Annotated in this window: 15 protein-coding genes and 1 pseudogene; 2 read left to right on the top strand and 14 right to left on the bottom strand. The window is 63.2% G+C overall.

Annotated elements, in window-relative coordinates:
- Positions 1 to 19: 19 nt before the first annotated feature.
- Genes AC3IYG_RS09580 through AC3IYG_RS09570 form a run of 3 tightly spaced genes read right to left on the bottom strand, consistent with a single transcriptional unit; the run spans position 20 to position 2,407 of the window.
- Positions 20 to 553, bottom strand: a complete 534-nt coding sequence (locus AC3IYG_RS09580) for a flavin reductase family protein (protein ID WP_489313530.1) — start codon at positions 551 to 553, stop codon at positions 20 to 22.
- Positions 550 to 1,434, bottom strand: coding sequence for an alpha/beta fold hydrolase (locus AC3IYG_RS09575; protein WP_489313529.1), 885 nt, complete (start codon positions 1,432 to 1,434; stop codon positions 550 to 552). Before AC3IYG_RS09575 ends, AC3IYG_RS09580 begins: the two co-directional genes overlap by 4 nt.
- A gap of 37 nt (positions 1,435 to 1,471) precedes the next feature.
- A complete protein-coding gene (locus AC3IYG_RS09570; RefSeq protein ID WP_489313528.1) occupies positions 1,472 to 2,407 on the bottom strand; it encodes a VOC family protein in 936 nt (311 codons plus the stop codon).
- Positions 2,408 to 2,796: 389 nt separating this feature from the next.
- On the opposite strand from AC3IYG_RS09570, the gene AC3IYG_RS09565 reads away from it, so the two are divergent.
- Positions 2,797 to 4,641 (top strand): sigma 54-interacting transcriptional regulator, encoded by a 1,845-nt coding sequence (locus tag AC3IYG_RS09565; protein WP_489313527.1) that lies wholly within the window; start codon positions 2,797 to 2,799, stop codon positions 4,639 to 4,641.
- Between the two features lie 8 nt (positions 4,642 to 4,649).
- Here the strand turns inward: AC3IYG_RS09565 and AC3IYG_RS09560 are convergent, their stop codons facing one another.
- Genes AC3IYG_RS09560 through AC3IYG_RS09545 form a run of 4 tightly spaced genes read right to left on the bottom strand, consistent with a single transcriptional unit; the run spans position 4,650 to position 8,905 of the window.
- Positions 4,650 to 6,041, bottom strand: coding sequence for an MFS transporter (locus AC3IYG_RS09560; protein WP_489332177.1), 1,392 nt, complete (start codon positions 6,039 to 6,041; stop codon positions 4,650 to 4,652).
- 51 nt (positions 6,042 to 6,092) lie between these two features.
- A complete protein-coding gene (locus tag AC3IYG_RS09555; RefSeq protein WP_489313525.1) occupies positions 6,093 to 6,668 on the bottom strand; it encodes a cysteine hydrolase family protein in 576 nt (191 codons plus the stop codon).
- A 46-nt stretch (positions 6,669 to 6,714) separates the two neighbouring features.
- On the bottom strand, positions 6,715 to 7,446 hold the full coding sequence (locus AC3IYG_RS09550) for an SDR family NAD(P)-dependent oxidoreductase (protein ID WP_489313524.1): 732 nt from the start codon (positions 7,444 to 7,446) through the stop codon (positions 6,715 to 6,717).
- A gap of 16 nt (positions 7,447 to 7,462) precedes the next feature.
- A complete protein-coding gene (locus tag AC3IYG_RS09545) occupies positions 7,463 to 8,905 on the bottom strand; it encodes an FAD-dependent oxidoreductase (protein WP_489313523.1) in 1,443 nt (480 codons plus the stop codon).
- A 99-nt stretch (positions 8,906 to 9,004) separates the two neighbouring features.
- Between AC3IYG_RS09545 and AC3IYG_RS09540 the strand changes: the two genes are divergently transcribed.
- Positions 9,005 to 9,955: a LysR family transcriptional regulator gene (locus tag AC3IYG_RS09540; protein WP_489313522.1), complete on the top strand. Its 951-nt coding sequence runs from the start codon at positions 9,005 to 9,007 to the stop codon at positions 9,953 to 9,955.
- 16 nt (positions 9,956 to 9,971) lie between these two features.
- Here AC3IYG_RS09540 and AC3IYG_RS09535 read toward each other — a convergent pair whose 3' ends face one another.
- The 7 genes and pseudogenes from AC3IYG_RS09535 to AC3IYG_RS09505 all read right to left on the bottom strand — a co-directional run.
- On the bottom strand, positions 9,972 to 10,973 hold the full coding sequence (locus AC3IYG_RS09535) for an electron transfer flavoprotein subunit alpha/FixB family protein (RefSeq protein ID WP_489313521.1): 1,002 nt from the start codon (positions 10,971 to 10,973) through the stop codon (positions 9,972 to 9,974).
- Positions 10,970 to 11,755, bottom strand: coding sequence for an electron transfer flavoprotein subunit beta/FixA family protein (locus tag AC3IYG_RS09530; protein WP_489313520.1), 786 nt, complete (start codon positions 11,753 to 11,755; stop codon positions 10,970 to 10,972). Before AC3IYG_RS09530 ends, AC3IYG_RS09535 begins: the two co-directional genes overlap by 4 nt.
- A 20-nt stretch (positions 11,756 to 11,775) precedes the next feature.
- Positions 11,776 to 13,146, bottom strand: a complete 1,371-nt coding sequence (locus AC3IYG_RS09525) for an FAD-dependent oxidoreductase (protein WP_489313519.1) — start codon at positions 13,144 to 13,146, stop codon at positions 11,776 to 11,778.
- A complete protein-coding gene (locus AC3IYG_RS09520; protein WP_489313518.1) occupies positions 13,143 to 13,982 on the bottom strand; it encodes an aspartate/glutamate racemase family protein in 840 nt (279 codons plus the stop codon). Before AC3IYG_RS09520 ends, AC3IYG_RS09525 begins: the two co-directional genes overlap by 4 nt.
- A 9-nt stretch (positions 13,983 to 13,991) precedes the next feature.
- Positions 13,992 to 14,132 carry a hypothetical protein gene (locus AC3IYG_RS09515; RefSeq protein WP_489313517.1) on the bottom strand — a complete coding sequence of 47 codons (141 nt, stop codon included), beginning with the start codon at positions 14,130 to 14,132 and terminating at the stop codon, positions 13,992 to 13,994.
- 220 nt (positions 14,133 to 14,352) lie between these two features.
- Complete coding sequence (tcuA, locus tag AC3IYG_RS09510; protein ID WP_489313516.1) at positions 14,353 to 15,822, bottom strand: FAD-dependent tricarballylate dehydrogenase TcuA; 1,470 nt, start codon at positions 15,820 to 15,822, stop codon at positions 14,353 to 14,355.
- 202 nt (positions 15,823 to 16,024) lie between these two features.
- A pseudogene (locus AC3IYG_RS09505) lies at positions 16,025 to 16,605 on the bottom strand (hypothetical protein); the annotation flags it as partial.
- Positions 16,606 to 16,674 lie beyond the last annotated feature (69 nt).

Here is a 16,674-nt window from a genome sequence, read left to right as displayed (position 1 = left end):
TTCAGCGAACAGCCAGCACTCAGCCGAGTGCCGCGAAATTTCCGTTGAAGTACATCAGGGGGGATTCCTGATTCATCCGCCCGGCCAAACCGATGACATCGCAGAGAAACATGTCGTGGGTGCTGGCCGGGATGACCTCGACCACCTGGCACTCGAAACTGACCAGTGCGTCCTTCAGCACCGGCACACCGCTCAAACCGTCTTCCCACAGCCCTTCGGCGAAACGCTCCTCGCCGGCCACGCCCTCGACCATGCCGGCAAACCGCTTGGCGATGGGTTCCTGTTGGTGTCCGAGCACATTGACACTCAGGTTGTGGCTACCGCTGATAACCCCGTGGGCATAGACATTGCGGTTGACGCAAACCAGCAGCCGTGGCGGCTCGGCGGTGATCGAACAGACCGCGGTCGCGGTCAGGCCCGCGCGCTTGCTACCGTCGGCGCTGGCAATCACCACACAGGCGCCGGCCAGGTTGCGCATAGCCTTGCAAAAGTCCGGCGTAGGCACCGTCCCGATAGATTTCGCCTGGCGCCTGGCCATGACTTGAGCATTCATAGCGCCACCCTCCCGCTGGACAGGAAATTCAGCACTACCTGGTTGAACTCCTCGGGCGATTCGTACTGCGGCCAATGACCGGCCAGCTTCTTCATCACATACAGCTGGCCCTTGGGCAGGCGCGGCAGGGCCGACTCGGCAGCGGCTACGTCATGAATGGGGTTGTGGCTGGTCCACAGCAGCAGCGATTCGCACTGCACCTTTTCCAGTTCAATCATGTCGGGCGTGCCGCCTTCGTTGACCTTGCGCAGGCGCGAGTAGACCAGCGGCGCGCTGGCCTGGAAGTCCTCGCGGCTGTATATCGCCAGGCGCGAGTTGACCAACCCCTCGGTTAGCAGGGCCCAGTTGCCCTCGTAGAGCAACCACTGCATGCGCGCCAGCACGCTTTCGAAGCTGGGCTTCTGCCCGGAACTCTTGGCCGACAGCTCGGCCAGGTTCTTCAGGTCCTGGCGGCCCTTGTCGCTGACGATCGGAATGCCGCCGGTGGTGTTGAACACGGCACGCATCACCCGCTGCGGGTAGCGCACGGCAAAGCCGCCGGTGACTACACCTCCCAGCGACTCGCCAGAAATGTGCGCCTGCTCGATGCCCATCACATCCATCAGCTCACGCAATTGCTCGACGTAATCGCTGATCGAGTACTCGATATCCAGCTTCTTGGCCGACAGGCCGTGACCAACGTAATCGAAGGCGATCACGTGGTAGTGCTCGCCGAGCGCCACCACGTTCTTGGCATAGGCTTCCAGATGACCGCCAATACCGTGCATCAGGATCAGCGCCTCAGGCTTGCCGTGGCCAGCCTCGGCAATGCGGGTGCGACCATAGGTGGGCAGATCGACGTAACGGATCTCGGCCCCGAGAAATTCCAACCAGATACTCATGACTTGTGTTCTCCAACCGGGCAGGGATAGCCGGGCCTCAGGCCTGGGGAATCGGGTTGCGCTTGTGGCCCCAATCACTCATCTGCTGGTAGGTTTTCACTTCCCAGTTGTCCTCCTCGATCACCAAACCGCCCCAGCCAAACTCGAAGTTGAAGCCCGAGGGGGTCTGCGCATAGAAGGAGAAGGTCTTGTCGTTCGGGTGATGGCCCAGCTCCAGCACGATGTTCAGGCCGGCGGCCTTGGTCCGGTCATAGGCCAGACCGACGTCGTCCATGTCCTCAAGCTGCACCATGAAGTGGTTGAGCACCTTTGGGGTCGGTGCCTGTGCGGTGGCTATGGAGTGATGACGCCCGGTCTTGGTATGGAAGAAGGTCGCTTCGACCATCATCCCTGGCTGCACTTCCTGACGGATGTAATCGCTGACACGCAGCTTCAGCACGTCCTTGTAGAAGGCGACGGTTTCCGGGCCGTTGTCGCGGTTGGCGAACGGCAGAATATGACCGAGGCCCAGATCGCCGGTGACGAAGCGACCCTTGAGCACCTTGGAGCGGAACTGGTCCTTGAGATTGGCGACACCATGGCCAAAGAAGAACTCATGGGCATAGCCATTCGGGTCCTGGCAGGTATAGGCCTTTTCCACATGACGGCGACGCGCCAACTCGGGGCTCAGCTGGGTGAGCTCAACACCCTTGGCCTTGAGTTCAGCGGCGAAGGACTCCAGTTCCGGTTCGCTGGTGAATTCCCAGCCCGCCACGATCAGATCGTCGCAAGGGTTTTTTTCGAGGAAAAAGCGCTGGCAATATTCGTCCATGCGTAAGGACATGCTGGTTTCGTCACGATGGGCGACTTGCATCCCCATGACGTCCGTTGCAAAAATTTGCCACTTGTCCAGATCACTTACGCCTAAGCCGACGTAACCCAGAGATGAAATCTCGGCCACTGCCTTATCTCCTATTTGTTGTTGTTTCCCCATCCGAGCCGGCAAGCTCAGGAAGGGTGAAAACACCTACCCGATGAGGGCAGCGTTTTGTCTGACAAGGAGATAGCAACGGCTGTGCCAGCAATGCCGGATCGCTTAACTAAGTTTTTAATTAAATAAAAACAATGTGTTATGACTTAGCCGAAGACCAATTACCACACCGACGCTTGGGCTGAACGAAACGGCGAGTTCATCAAATTCGAATAGTTGCGAATTTGATTAACTAAAATTTATGACTTTCCGGTCATTCTGGTCGGCATAGCGCCGACTCAACGGTCGAGCCCTGCTATCATGGCGGCCGATTTCAACCCGCCACTGCCTACACCGAAACGGATAACGCAGCGCCGCAACTCCACTGACAAATCTAAAAGCTGGAGACCACGATGAGCGCACAGACAGGCAAAGGCTCCGTGCAGACGCTCGGCCAGGCAGTGCTCAAAGACATCATTACCGACCTGCGTTTTCCGGATATGAAAGACCTGGTCGAACACCTTCATTTCCGCCCCGACGAGGGTGCCATCTGGCTCGGCGAAAAGCGCATGCTACTGCTGCATGCCGAGGCCTTCGGCACGCTGCGCGAAGAGCTGCTGGAAACCATGGGTACCGAGTACACCCGCGGGCTGATGACGCGTATTGGCTACCTGTCCGGCAGCCGCGATGCCGACCTGGCAATCAAGACCCGTATTAATGGGTCGGAGCTGGACATTCTGGCAGCGGGCGCCCAGTTGCACTCCTTGAGCGGCATGGTTCGAGTCGAACCGGTACGCGTTGAGGCCGACCAGAACAAGGGCTACCTGTACGGTGAGTTCACCTGGACGCATTCACTGGAAGGCGACCAGCATGTGGCACTCAGGGGCCACAGCCACGACCCAATCTGCTGGATGGAGGTCGGTTACAGCTCCGGCTTCCTGACTCGCCTGATGGGCAAGCGCATTCTGGTCCGCGAAACCCAATGCCGTGGGGCTGGCGATGAGGTATGCCGCGCCGTGGCACGACCCATCGAGGATTGGGACGATCCTGAAGAAGACCTCAAGTACTTTCAGCCACGCTCGACGGACCGCCTCACTCATAATTCGCCGCCCGAGCAGAAGGATCCTGTCGGAGCCAAACATGCCAAAGCGCCGTTTGGCCTCGAGTTCGAAACCCCGGACCCGGCTTCGCTGGATCGGCCGGTGGGCAACTCGGCAGCCTACATCTCGGTCCTGCACAAGATTTTGCGGGTCGCCAGCACCAATGCGAGTGTGCTGCTACTGGGTGAAAGCGGAGTCGGCAAGACCATGTTCGCCCATGAAGTACACGCCAACAGCCGTCGAGCACAGAAGCCTTTCATCGAGATCAACTGCGCCGCTATTCCGGAGCAACTTATCGAGTCGGAGCTCTTTGGGGTTCAGCGCGGCGCATACTCGGGGGCAACCGAGGCCCGTCCGGGCCGCTTTGAAATCGCCGACGGCGGGACCATTCTCCTGGATGAGATCGGCACCCTGAGTATGACGGCGCAAGGCAAGCTGCTGCGCGTATTGCAAAGTGGCGAGCTCGAACGCCTGGGCAGTAACAAGACCGTAAAGGTAGACGTCAGAGTAATCGCGGCAACCAACGAAGACCTCGGCGATGCTGTTAAGCACGGCCGCTTTCGCGGCGACCTGTTCTATCGCCTGAACGTTTTTCCGGTGACGATCGCACCACTGCGCGAACGCAAGGACGACCTGCCGCTGCTGCTCGAAAGCTGCGTCAACAAGCTGTCTCGCCTGCACGGACGGCATATCCCTGGTATCACCCCGCGCGCCCTGCAACGTGTCCTGGACTATCACTGGCCCGGCAATATCCGCGAGTTCGAAAACGTCATCGAACGGGCGGTGATACTCGCCGACGACGGCGACCCCATCGATATCCGCCACCTCTCGGGCATCGAAGAAGCTGAGGGCACGCCGCAACTGGGCACCGTCAGCTGGGATCAGGCGCCAGTTATCGGCATCCGACTGCCAAAAGGCGAGCAAGCCGGCGTCGGGGCTGGCCAGCAAGAGAATGCCAGCCACCAACAGCTGCTCCAGTTAGCCAGGCGAACTCTGCAACGCGGTCCGATCAAGCTAACTGGGATCGAAGACGTGTATATCGAGGAAGCCATGAAGATGAGCGAAGGCAACGTCTCCAAGGCCGCAGTGCTACTCGGCCTGAGCCGCGCCCAACTCGATTACCGCTTGAAGAAGATGGCTGGCGAGCGCCAGGACTGAGGCGCGCCTCAATTCAGGCGGCGCGAGGTCCAGAGCGCCCACAGAAACAATAGACCGAGCATCGCGAAGATAACTGAGTAAGGTGCGCTACCGGCCGGTAGCGCGCTCCAGCCCTTCAGGTTGGCCGCGCTAAGGCTGGCCAGCAGCACACCGATCAAGGTGATGCCCAGCGCCCCGCCGGCCTGCCGCAATAACGTGGTGACAACGGTGCCGCGTCGCAGTAGCTCGTCCGGTACGGCACGAACCATCGCCGTGTACAAGCTGGGAATGATCATGCCCAGACCAATACGACCGAGCACAATGCCGAGGGCAATTAGACCCAAACTGGCTGGTAACGCCAGCAATAAACAGGAAAAAGCGAAGCAGGCAAGACCGATCATCACCACCAGTCGCGGCGAGAAACGGTCTACCAGCTGACCGGCCAGCTGGATACTCAGGGCCAGCGCCAGGCCGCCAAGCAGCATCAGGTTGCCGGTCGTAACCGCCGACTCACCGAGGCCATCTTGCAACAGCAACGGCACCAAAAACATCGAGCCATACATGCCGGCGCCATAAGCTACGGTGACGAGGATGCCACTGAGAAAACGCGGATAGCGGAACAGCTTGGGCGCAATCAGTGGTTCCTCGCTGCGCTCTTGCTGGTGCCAGAACACGACCAGTAACAGCAACCAGGCAACGACCAGCACCGCGGCCAACCAGGTCGAATAAGCCAGCAGTGGCGGCCAGGCAAAGACTACGGCTACCAGGTAAGCGAGCAGAAGCAGCCCAGGTAAATCCAGACGCCCTTGCCCAACACGCTGGTGCAGGTCAACTGGCCGCGCCCAAGCCACCAGTCCAAGTGCGATAAGGGCCGGCGGCACACCAAGCCAGAAGGTATAGCGCCAGCCAAACAGTTCAACCACAAAGCCAGCCAAGGTCGGGCCAAGGGCCGGGGCCATCACCACTCCTAGGCCGAACATGGACATGGTGCGCCCCTGCTTCTCAGGCAGAGCCGACTCTAAAATCAAAAATAGTGACAGCGGCTGGATAATGCCTGCACACAAGCCTTGCAGACCGCGTGCAATGAGCATGGCGGCAAAGCTGTCAGAAAAGCCCGCCAACAATGAAACCAGCACATAGAGCAGCAGCAGAGAGCAGAACACCCGCCAAGCCCCGAAACGATCGGCAATCCAGGCTGCCAGCGGCGCACAGACCACGGTCATACCAAGAAACACCGAAGAGAATTGCTGGGCGAGGTGATGACTGATGGCGAAGTCGCGCATCATCGGTGTAATCGCCACATTGATAGTGGTAGCGGACATGACCACAGCAAAGGAGCCAATGACCAGTGCTGCGGTTGTCATACGACTGGTTGCGCGACCCACCCTGCCCCCCTCGAACCTAATAAAAAAGCCCGACATAGTGATTCATGGTCGGGCTGCAAATCATGCTCCCGTGACCGGGAAGCAGATTCAGGCAAAGGCCAACTCGGAGTTGGCCACGGAGCAGAAGCGGCTGATGCTAGCCACGGAGTTTTCGTGTTCCTGGGCGGACGGCGAAGCACAGCAATCTTCCAGCAACACCACATCGAAATCACGGTCATGGGCGTCGCGCACGGTGGCCTGTACGACGGCCTGGGTGCTCACGCCACTGCAGTAGATGCGCTCGATGCCTTCACGTTTTAGCAGCAGTTCCAGGCGCGTCTGGTAGAACGGGGAAACACGGTGCTTGACGATGTCCCACTCGTCATCCTGCGGAGCCAGCGCTTCGTGAACCTGACCGCCCCAGGCAGTCATCTTGAGGATGCCGTTCTTGGCGATGGGGCCGAACACCTGGGAGTTCGGGTTGGCCTCACGGTGATCGTCGGAGAAGGCCACGCGGACGAAGGCGACCGGGATGCCCTCAGCGCGCGCACGGGCGATGGCCGTAGCGGTTCGGGCGATGATCTCGCGGGCCCGCACCTGCTCACCCAGCGGCGACTTGCCGCTGGCGCCGTCCGGGTGGATCAGGTCGTTCTGCATGTCTAGGACTAGGTAAATACTTTTCATGGTTGTTGGTCTCTGTTGGATTGAGTGGAGGAATGCTTGAGTTGAATCAGTCGCACCACAGGGCGCCGTTGACGTCGAGAATTTCCCCGGAGATGAAGCCCGCCTTGGCCGAGAGCAGGAAGCACACCGCCTCTGCCACGTCCTCGGGGCTGCCCATACGTCCGACGGGCACTAGGGCCCGCAGGTTGTCCGGGAACACCGTGGTCATGGCTGTGGCGATCGACCCCGGCGCCACCGCATTGACCCGCACGTCCTGGCTGGCCAGCTCCTTGGCGAGGAACAGGGTCAGGGTATGCACCGCTGCCTTCGACATGCCGTAGGCCACGTTGCCGGCCACCTCCTGCTCGCCGCGATCCAGCCAGGGTCGAGCGTTGCCGCCATTCTTGCCGACCACCGAGCCGATGTTGACGATGGCGCCGCGCCGACGTTCGGCCATCAGTTGGCCAACCAGTTGGCAGGGCACCAGGGTGCCCTGCACGTTGATGCGCATCACCCGCTCGAACTCGGCGATGGACAGCCCCAGGGCGCTGCCCTTGGAGACGATGCCGGCCACGTTGACCAGCGCGGTGATCGGCCCCATCCGCCCTTCAACCTCGTCGACGACCTCGCGCACCTCGCTCTTCGCCGCCACATCGCAGACGAAGAACTGGGCCCGGGCCGCCAACGTCTGGGGCTCGCTCAGGTCCAGGGCCGCCACCTGGTAGCCCTCGGCCGCCAGTTGACGGCAGACCGCGGTGCCGATGGCGCCACTGGCGCCGGTAACCATTGCCACACTCATCTTCTTCTCCCTCACCTCAGTGGCCGGCAGCGCAGTAGCCCGCTTGGCGGCCAAATACCAGGCCCTTGAGCACCGAGGTGCCGCCGGCGTAATTACCGAAGTACAAGCCCACCGTCTCGCCCGCGGCATACAGGTTGGCGATCGCCTGCCCGTCGGCGTTGAGTACCCGAGCCTGCTCGTCGATCTTCAGGCCACCGAAGGTGAAGACGTTGGCCGAGATGATCGGATAAGCCATGAACGGCCCCGCATCGAGCGGCCGCGCCCAGTTGCTCTTCGGCGGAAGCAGCCCCTCGGTGGCCAGGCCGTCGAGCCGCAGCGGGTGATAGTCGCCCGCGCGGCAAGCAGCGTTGTAGCGCGCCAGACTGGCCTCCAGCGCCGCGGCCGGCACGCCGATCTTGCCCGCCAGCTCGGCCAGGGTCGGCGCCTCGATGGCCGGCTGGTCGGTGCGGATGCCCAGGCGGTAGTTGGGAATTTCCTTGACCTTCTGGTCCAGCACCACCCAGGCAATACCCTCGCTCTGCGCGTAGATCTGCCGGGTCACCCGCTCGTACCAGGCATCCACGGTGCCCGGCGCCTCGTCGGTGAAGCGCTCACCCTGCTGATTGATCAACACACCGTAGGGAAAGATGAAGATCGACGGCTCGGAAATGCCCGAGCGCGGGTCCACCGGCTCGGCGTGGTAGCTGCCAAACTCGCCAGCCGGCGCCGCTCCGATGTCCAAGGCCATGGCGATACCTTCGCCACGGTTGTAGTAGCCGCCCTTGCACACCGGGCGCAGGAACACCGAACGCGGGCCCAGGTAGCGGGCGAGCATCTCAGCATTGCCTTCGAAGCCGCCGCTGGCCAAAACCACGGCGCCATGCAAGGCCAGTTCGCCGCGCTCGCGCGACCAGGCGCGCAGGCCAATGACGGTATTGCAGTCGGCGGTGATCAGCGTCCGGCCACTGGTCTCGTAGAAGAACTCAACACCCAGGGCCTCGGCCCGCGCCGCCAGAGCCTCGACTATGGCCTCGCCGCCGCCCACCGGCAGCAGGCGCGGCTGGGTGCTGGTAAGAAACTGGGTCGGCAAGAAGTCGAACTTCACACCGTTGTCCTTGAGCCAACCGATGGTTTCCGGCACCAGTGCCGAGAACGTGCCGATCACGCCGGCATCAATGGAGGCTAGTGCCTTGGTCTGCGCCGACCAGGTATCGCGCTCGCGGATGCTCTCAGCAACGAAATCTGGATCCTGGTAGTAACCCGAATGCTCGGCGAGAAACATGTCGAAGTCATCCGTGACCTCTTCGTGACTCTTCATCCGCAGGTACGCCTCGGTGAATCGACTCTGCCCACCTCGCTCCTCGCGCGTTGCCCGCTCGAGCACTGCCACGCGCAGGCCGCGTTCGGCCCCCGCCACCGCCGCCGACAGCCCGGCGACGCCACATCCAAGCACAACAAGATCGAACTTCAATTCAGTCATGTCTGTGTCTCCTCAAAGTGGCTGGTACTATAAGAACGCTCTCGCCGGCGTTCGAGGCAGGCAGAGCTAATGGGTTATTAGAAAAAGGTGAAGAACCAAATGGACAGACTCTGGGCCATGCAGGTGTTCGTGCGGGTGGTGGAATGCAGCAGCTTCAGCCGCGCGGCGGAGTCCCTGGATATCGCCAACGCCACCGTCACCTCTAGCGTGCGCAACTTGGAGAACTACCTGGGCACCACCCTGCTGTCGCGCAACACCCGAACCTTACGACTGACCGATGCTGGGGAAAGCTATTTCCAGCGCTGCACCGAGCTGTTGCGCCAGGTGGAAGAAGCAGAATCGTCCGTGCGCGATAAGAAGGGCGAGATCGCTGGCCAGCTGAGCGTCGAATCGCCGGCCGCCTTCGCCCGCGCACTGCTCTGCCCGGCCTTGCCTGCGTTTGCCGGGCAGTACCCGGAGTTATCGGTGGCCTTGCGCCTCACCGACCATCCTGAGGATCTGATTGCCAGTGGCACGGATGTAGCCATCCGCATTGACTCGGTGAACGACGCCGACCTGGTGGCCCGACCGCTGTACCAGGCGCACTACGTCGCCTGCGCATCGCCCGCCCTACTGGTCGCCAGCGGCACACCGCAGCATCCTCGAGACTTAGACCCGCAGCGCTGCCTCGGTCTGTTCGGCCAGGGCCGTTATGCGCCGGCCCCCTGGTCGTTCAGCCGCGACGGCGACAGCATCGAACTGACGCCCCAGGGCAAACTGCACTTCAACAGCACGGACGCCCTGATCCAGGCCGCACTCGCCGATCAGGGCTACATCTACGTGCTCGACGTGTTCGTCAACGCGCTGATTTCATCCGGCAAGCTGGTGGAGCTGTTTCCCGACTGGCATACCGGTGGGCGTACGTTCTACACCGTCACCCCCAAGGCCCGCTTTGTCGCGCCACGCACCCGGGCCTTCATCCAGTTTATGCTGGAAACCCTGGATGCCCAGCGCCGCCCGCCACCAGAGACCAGTATCGCCTTGCACCCAGGGAGGCACAGCCGCGGCTGAGCGGCTCGGCAGTCCGTCAGGAAGCGGCTGACTCACGCAAAGATGCCAGCAGCACCGGCAGCAGCTCCTGCCAGTCACCAACAGCCCCGACAGCGGCAACCTTGAAGATGTCCGCCTGTGGATCCTGGTTGATCGCCACGATGCGCGTGTCCTGACTGACTCCCGCCAGGTGCTGCGGCGTGCCGGAAATGCCGACCGCCAGGTAGATGTCCGGGCTGACAAACTTGCCGGACACACCAACCTGACGCATCACCGGCACCAACCCCGCATCCACCGCCGGCAAGCTGCCACCCAGCGTACCGCCAAGGGCCACGGCCAACTCCTCGAGCAGGAGGAAACCCTGTTCGTTAACACCGCGACCACCGGACACCACCAGCCTGGCTCCATCCAACGGTGGCAACCGCTGCCCGGTTGGCCGCCGCTCCAGCGCCAACGGCACGGGCAAAGCATCGTGCAACAGCAGCTCAGTGACCGGCACCGCGCCCGTGCCTGCGAGCTGCGGACGACCGCTGCGCAGACAAGCGAAGGCCACACCGTTTTCGACTCGCAAGCCCAGGCGCATGCGCCCGCCCCAAGTGGCACGCTCTGCCAGCAAGGCGTTGTCCTGCCAACGCAGTTCGGCACAGCGGCCCAACGCCTGGCCGTCCTGGCTGTCAGCCAGCCGCGCGGCCAACTCCTCGCCCGCCACCCCCGGCGGCAACAGTACCAGCACTAGCGCGCCGGCCGCGGCCAATGGCTGAACCAGGGCCGCGCCGGCCGCCGCAGCCAGTGCCGCAATGTCATCGCGGCTGGCCAGAGCGGGATTCAGCGCCTGCCAGATCCGCGTCGCGCCGGCCTCTGCCGCCCGCCGACAGGCCTGTGGGTCCGACTGCGCGCCCAGCAGAACCACCTCGAAGGTGCCGCCGCCGGCGGCGACACTCTGCGCCGCCGCCAGTACGGCATCCAGCGCTTCCTCGCCCCACGCCAACGGCACCAGTGCCAACACTGGCGACCTTACCGCTGAACCTTGCGTGCTCATGCGCCAACCCCCTGCTCATTCAAATAGGTCAGCAGTGCGCTGGCCTGCTGTGCGGCACTGCCTTCCAGCAAGCGGCATTGGCCACCGCGTGCGCTCACCCGTGCCACCTTCAGACTCGCCAGCGGCAATGCCGTCGGCTGCTCCACGCCGGCCGTCACGCCGGCGAAACTCATGCGTTTGGCCTCCATGACGTTCTTCATCAGTGGGTGGCGCAGCTTGTTGCGTTTATCGTTGGTGACGCTGGCCAGCAGCGATTGAGAGACCTCCAGGGACTCCTCGCCCGCACCGCGCTCGCGCAGCAGGCGAACCTGGTCGCCGGCCCACTCAGCATGCTGGGCCAGGGCGAACAGCGGATAGCTGAGACGCTGCGCCAGCAATACGGGAATGCTGCCTTCGTCAAGGTCGCCGAACTCGCGGCCGATCAGCAGCAGATCAGCCCCCCCCTCGCTCTCGAGCAGGCCGGCAATTTGCCCGGCCGTCAGCCGCGCATCCCAGGGGCAGGCAGGCTGCAGGTCGAGGCGGCGCAGTGAGTTGGGGCGAAACGCCGCCACCGTGCGCAGCATGGCCTCGTTGCTCGCACCGGCCAGCAACAGCACATCGATCTGGCAGTTGCTGCGGGCATCGCGCAGTTTCAGCGCCAACTCCAGCGCCGCCTCGTCGAAGGGACTGAGCAGGCGCCGGGCATTGCCATTTTCCTCGATCAGCCCCTCAGCGTCGATGCTCAGGGTATGCAGCGGGAAGCGGGTGTCCGCCACCCCTGCCAGTAGCACCAGAATCTTCATAGCCAACTCCTAGCCGTCAGTCATAAGCCTTGCGCGGTAGCCGCGGCGAGACGCCCGAAAATTGCCGCCTTGCCCAGCGCCGAACCCGTCATATAAGCCGCGCCATGCAGACCACCAACCACCTCGCCGGCAGCCAGCAGGCCCTCGATCGGTGCGCCAAATACGTCGTGCACGCGCATCTGCGCATCGATGCACAGGCCGCAGTAGGTACCAAACACCGCCGCCGTGGAGGGGTAGGCGTAGAACGGTCCGCGCTCGATGGGCCGCAGTTCGCCATGCTGATGCACCAGATGGCGGCGGCCGAACTCCGGCTCCTGGCCGTCGCGCACCGCCTGGTTGTAGGTCGCCACCTCGGCCAGCAGCACCTCCTCCGGCACCTCGATCAAACGCGCCAGCTGCTCCAGGCTCTCAGCCTCGACGAACAGGCCTTCCTCCAGGCGCCGCTCGAAGTCAAGGATGCGCACCCGGTTGTCGCCGCTTTCCATGATGTCGCGGTCGAGAATCTGGTAGGTCACGCCATAGGACTGCTGCATGCAGGCATCGCCGAGCAGCTTGTAGGACAGCGACTCGTCGACGAAGCGCCGGCCTTCCTGGTTCACCGCAATGGCGCCCTTGTATACCGCCAGGCAGGCATGGTGATTGTTCTCGTCCATCGGATGCTTGCCGAAGGTGCCCTTAATGTAGGGCGTGTCGCGCACGTCGGCACCTAGCGCCCAGGCCATGCGCAGGCCGTCGCCTTCATTGCCCTCGCCACCGATGAACACCGCATTGTCGTACTGCGGCACGAAGCGGTGCACCAGCGCGCGGTCATGGACGAAACCGCCGGCGGCCAGCACCACGGCCTTGCGCGCGTACAGTTCGAGTGACTCGCCGCCCTGCTCGGCCTGCACCCGGCGCACCCGCCCATTGCTCTCACGCAAGAGGCGGCGGGCGCGGGTCTGTTTGAGCACTTCAACCCTGCCGCTGGCCTTGGCCGCCAACTCCAGCTGGCGGATCATGTCCGCCGGGTCGACGTTGTGCACTCGCGGCACCGACTGCCCGGAAGCCGCCTCGATCACCGGGGCGAACACCACGCCCTTGTCGCGCAGCCATTGGTAGGTGGCCAGTTGGTTGTCCGTGTAGGCGCGCACTAGCGCCTCGTCGCATTCGCCCTTGCCGACCTCGACCAGGTCGGCAAACAACCGCTCGGCGGAGTCCTCGATGCCGTTCTCGCGCTGCAGGTCGGTGCCGGCAAAGGCCAGGCAGCCGCCACTCATCGCCGAGGAGCCGCCGGTCTGCGTGGTCTTCTCCAACAGGATGACCTCAAGGCCGGCCTCGGCCGCCTCCAGGGCCGCAGCGAAACCGGCCAGGCCGCCGCCGATCACCACCAGATCGCATTCACGGGTTTTCATGCTGTCACTCCAAGTTGTTGTTCCGGCGTCAGAAAGCGCTCGCTGAGGCCGTAGAAGACGAAAATTTCCTTGACCCGTTGGCGTTCGGGCCGCGCCGAGAAATAACCTCGGTTGCATGGCCGCACGCCGTTGGCGCGACGCAGGTCGACCATGGCCTCGGCCTGCTTGATCCATGCGCCGAGCGAATCCAGCACCGGTACGCCGTCGACCTCGTTGATCCCGTGGCTGGCCAGCAGCACGTTCAGCGGCGCCTCGCCGGGGATGATCACTTCGGCACCGTCGGCGATCAGTACGCGGGCCGCCACGCGAAAGCGCTCGATCAGTGCGGTCGGATCGCTGAAGGCGGCCAGCACGTCGGCGAAGCGGAAACCGACATGGCGCACACCGGCCAGGCGCTCGGCCAGGCCATGACGCGCGGCGTTCTCCTGCACCAACTCGGCCAGCTCGTCGATAAACACCAGCACGCCGAACTTGCGCCCGAGCATGCACGCGGTAAGCATCGCCGACTCGCCGTAACCCACCACCGGAATGTCCAGCAGGCTGCGGATATCGCGCAGGGCCGGTTCCGGCAGAGTGCTGATGGCGTAGGCATCGAAACCGTGCTCCTCGGCATTCAGCCCCGCCGCCATAAACTGCAGGCCGTGCAGGTATTGCAGGGCCGAATGCTTGATGTCGTCGCCTGGGTAGTTGCTGCGATAAGTGCCCGGCTGCATGCCGTGCATGTGGATCTCGGTGCCCGGCCGCGCCACCTTGCGAAAATGCGCGCGCAGTGCCTGGTCGTAGGCGCCCAGGTCACTCAACACGGTAAAACTTTGATGCCAGATACGAATGCTCATGACGGTTCCTTATGGCTGGCGTGGCGTTGACTCGGCCTGCGCCGGGATGATCAGTTTCGGCGGCGACGGCACCTTGGCCCGAGCGCGGTCGCGAATGTATTGGTAGATGGCGTCCAGTTCACCGTCGCTCAGTTCATCGAAGCGCTGCATCCCCCGCGGCTGCAAGCTGCTCCGAGTAGCTTCGGCCGTAGGCCAGCCAGTTATGGCCCGGCTCTTCGGCGTCGATGGCCTAGCCATCAACGTCAGCGGCCAGCACCTGCCCACCGTAGAACAGCACCAGGCTGCAGGCCGCCAAACGCACGGTGCGTGCCCAGCAAACGGAAAATCCGATACGGCTTCATCTTCTTGTTGTTCTCCATGAGCAGTCTCCTCAACCCAGCCGGCGCGCGGCAGCGCCCGCGCCGGCAATACGCCCGAGCACCGAGCCGGACGTCAGCCCGGCGCCACCGGCGTACTTCACGTAATAGAGATTGCCGACCAGCTCGCCGGCAGCGTAGAGGCCGGGAATGACCTGCCCCTCCTCGTCGATCACTTCGGCTTGGCTGTTCACCTTCAGCCCGCCGAAGGTGAAGGTTATGCCACAGGTCACCGCGTAAGCGACGAAGGGCGGGCGCTCCAGGGGATTCGCCCAGTTGGATTTGGGAATCTGCAGGCCAGCAGTTGAACGGCCGTCGCGCACGGCCGGATTGAACGACACCTCGCGCTGTACCGCGGCGTTGTAGGCACGCAGCGTGTCGAGCAGGGCGTTGACGTTGACACCCTCCAGCTTCGCCGCCAGTTCTTCCAGGGTGTCGGCCTGGATGCGCGTCGCCTGGCGTACCCGGTATTCGTCCGGCAGCAGCGGCTCGCTGTGCTGGTCGAACAGCTGCCAGGCGATGCCACCCGGTTGCTGCAGCACCTTGGCGCCCATGCCCGAGTAGGTGTAGTTGCGAAAGTCCAAGCCCTCGTCGACGAAGCGCTTGCCCTCGGCGTTGACCACCACGCCGAGGTGGAAATAGTTCTTCTGCTGGTTGAGCTGGTTGAGGTCGCCCTGCTCCGGCGCATTGACGTCGTAGAACACCGCGTGGCAACCCGACCAGTTGCCGTGCGCGGCCGCGCCGATGTCCATGGCCATGCGGATGCCGTCGCCGGTGTTGTAACGCGACCCGCGCACCTTGGCCAGGTCCCAGCCCGGCCCCAGGTACTTGGCGCGCCACTCGAGATTGGCGTGGAAACCACCAGTGGAGAGGATCATCCCGGCGGCACTGAAGCGCTGGCCGTTGGCACACTCGACCTGCCAGCGCCCTTGCTCATCGCGGCTCAGGCGCTGGGCCCGGCAACCATAATGCAGCTCGACACCATTGCGCTCGGCCCGCCGCATCAGCGCCTCGACCAGGCCCTGGCCGCCGCCGGACACCTCCACGGTGAGGCCGCCCCAGAACTTGTACTTACCGTCGACCTTGAACGCCTGGCGGCCGAAGATCGGCATGAAGCGCACGCCCTGGCGGGTCATCCACTGCAGGGTGGTGAAGCCCTCGGTGACGACGGTGTCGAGCACCTCGGGGTCGGCACGGTATTGGCTCTGGGCGGCCAGCTCGGCGAAGAACTCCTCCTGGGTATAACTGCCGAAATCACTGTTCTCGATCTCGCTGTCGAGCAGGTCGGGCATCAGCTCGCGCAGATCCTCGACCCCTCGATAAGCGACGCGAAAGGCGCCGCCGGTATGTGCCGAGTTGCCCCCGCGCTGCTCCACGGGTGCCCGCTCCAGCAGTGCCACGCGAGCCCCCTGCTCGCGCGCCGACAACGCCGCGCACAGGCCGGCATTGCCGCCGCCGAGCACTATCACATCGTAATGATTCATTTCCATCGCCCCTCGGCAGAAAACTCGGTGCTGCCCCTAGGGCTGGCAGCTTTGCCAAATTATCTGCAGGGACCCAACGCGATTACAGGCAGCCCGGCCGAAGGGGCTTTTCACTAAACCCGCAAGGTGTCGGCCTGGTGCAGCGCAAACAGCCGCCCGGCCACATGCGCTACGCCGGGCAGCATGACGCTGCTCAGGCCATTCAGAATTGATAGGAGAAACTGCCGCCTACGTACCATGACAATCCCAGCGCCGCCTCGTAGAAGCGGCCGTTACCATCACCGACGATCACCGAACCGACGTACTGGCGATCCAGCAAGTTGTCCAGGCGCAGGGTCTGCTGGAAGGTCCAGGGCGCGAGTTTCTGCTCGAAGCGGGCGCGCCAGTTAAACACGCTGTAGGCCGGAGCAGCGCGCTCATTGTTGCTGTCTTCGACATAGACCTTACTGCGAGACAGGCCCTCGCTGGCGCTACTGAGCCAGTCGCGGGGCTGCCAGTTGAGTTCACCCGTGTATCACTCGTAGTTCATCCCCAGCTGCTGGTGGTCGATGCTTTTGCGGGTGTTGTAGAGCAGCGCGTTGGCCGTGGCCGAACGCGGATCGGCTTTATAGGCTTCCCAGGTTTCCCCAGCGGGTCCTGCGTGCCGTTCTGCTTCAGGCGACTGTAGATCAGCGCCAGTTTGCTGTCGGCATCGGGCTTGAGGTTGAGCTTGGCAAAGGTCTGGTCACGTCGCGCGGCGCTATGGTCGCGGTAGCCGCGGTAGCCGGCGGTATCCAGGCGCGCGATTATTTTCTGAATGGCAGAACACTCCACAGGCAAGAATCCCGAACACGCCTTTCGGAAATCTCGCAA

This window comes from Pseudomonas sp. KH_027, from assembly GCF_057838565.1.
The sequence above is the reverse complement of the archived record's forward strand: the minus strand, read 5'-3'. Positions and strand labels throughout refer to the sequence as shown.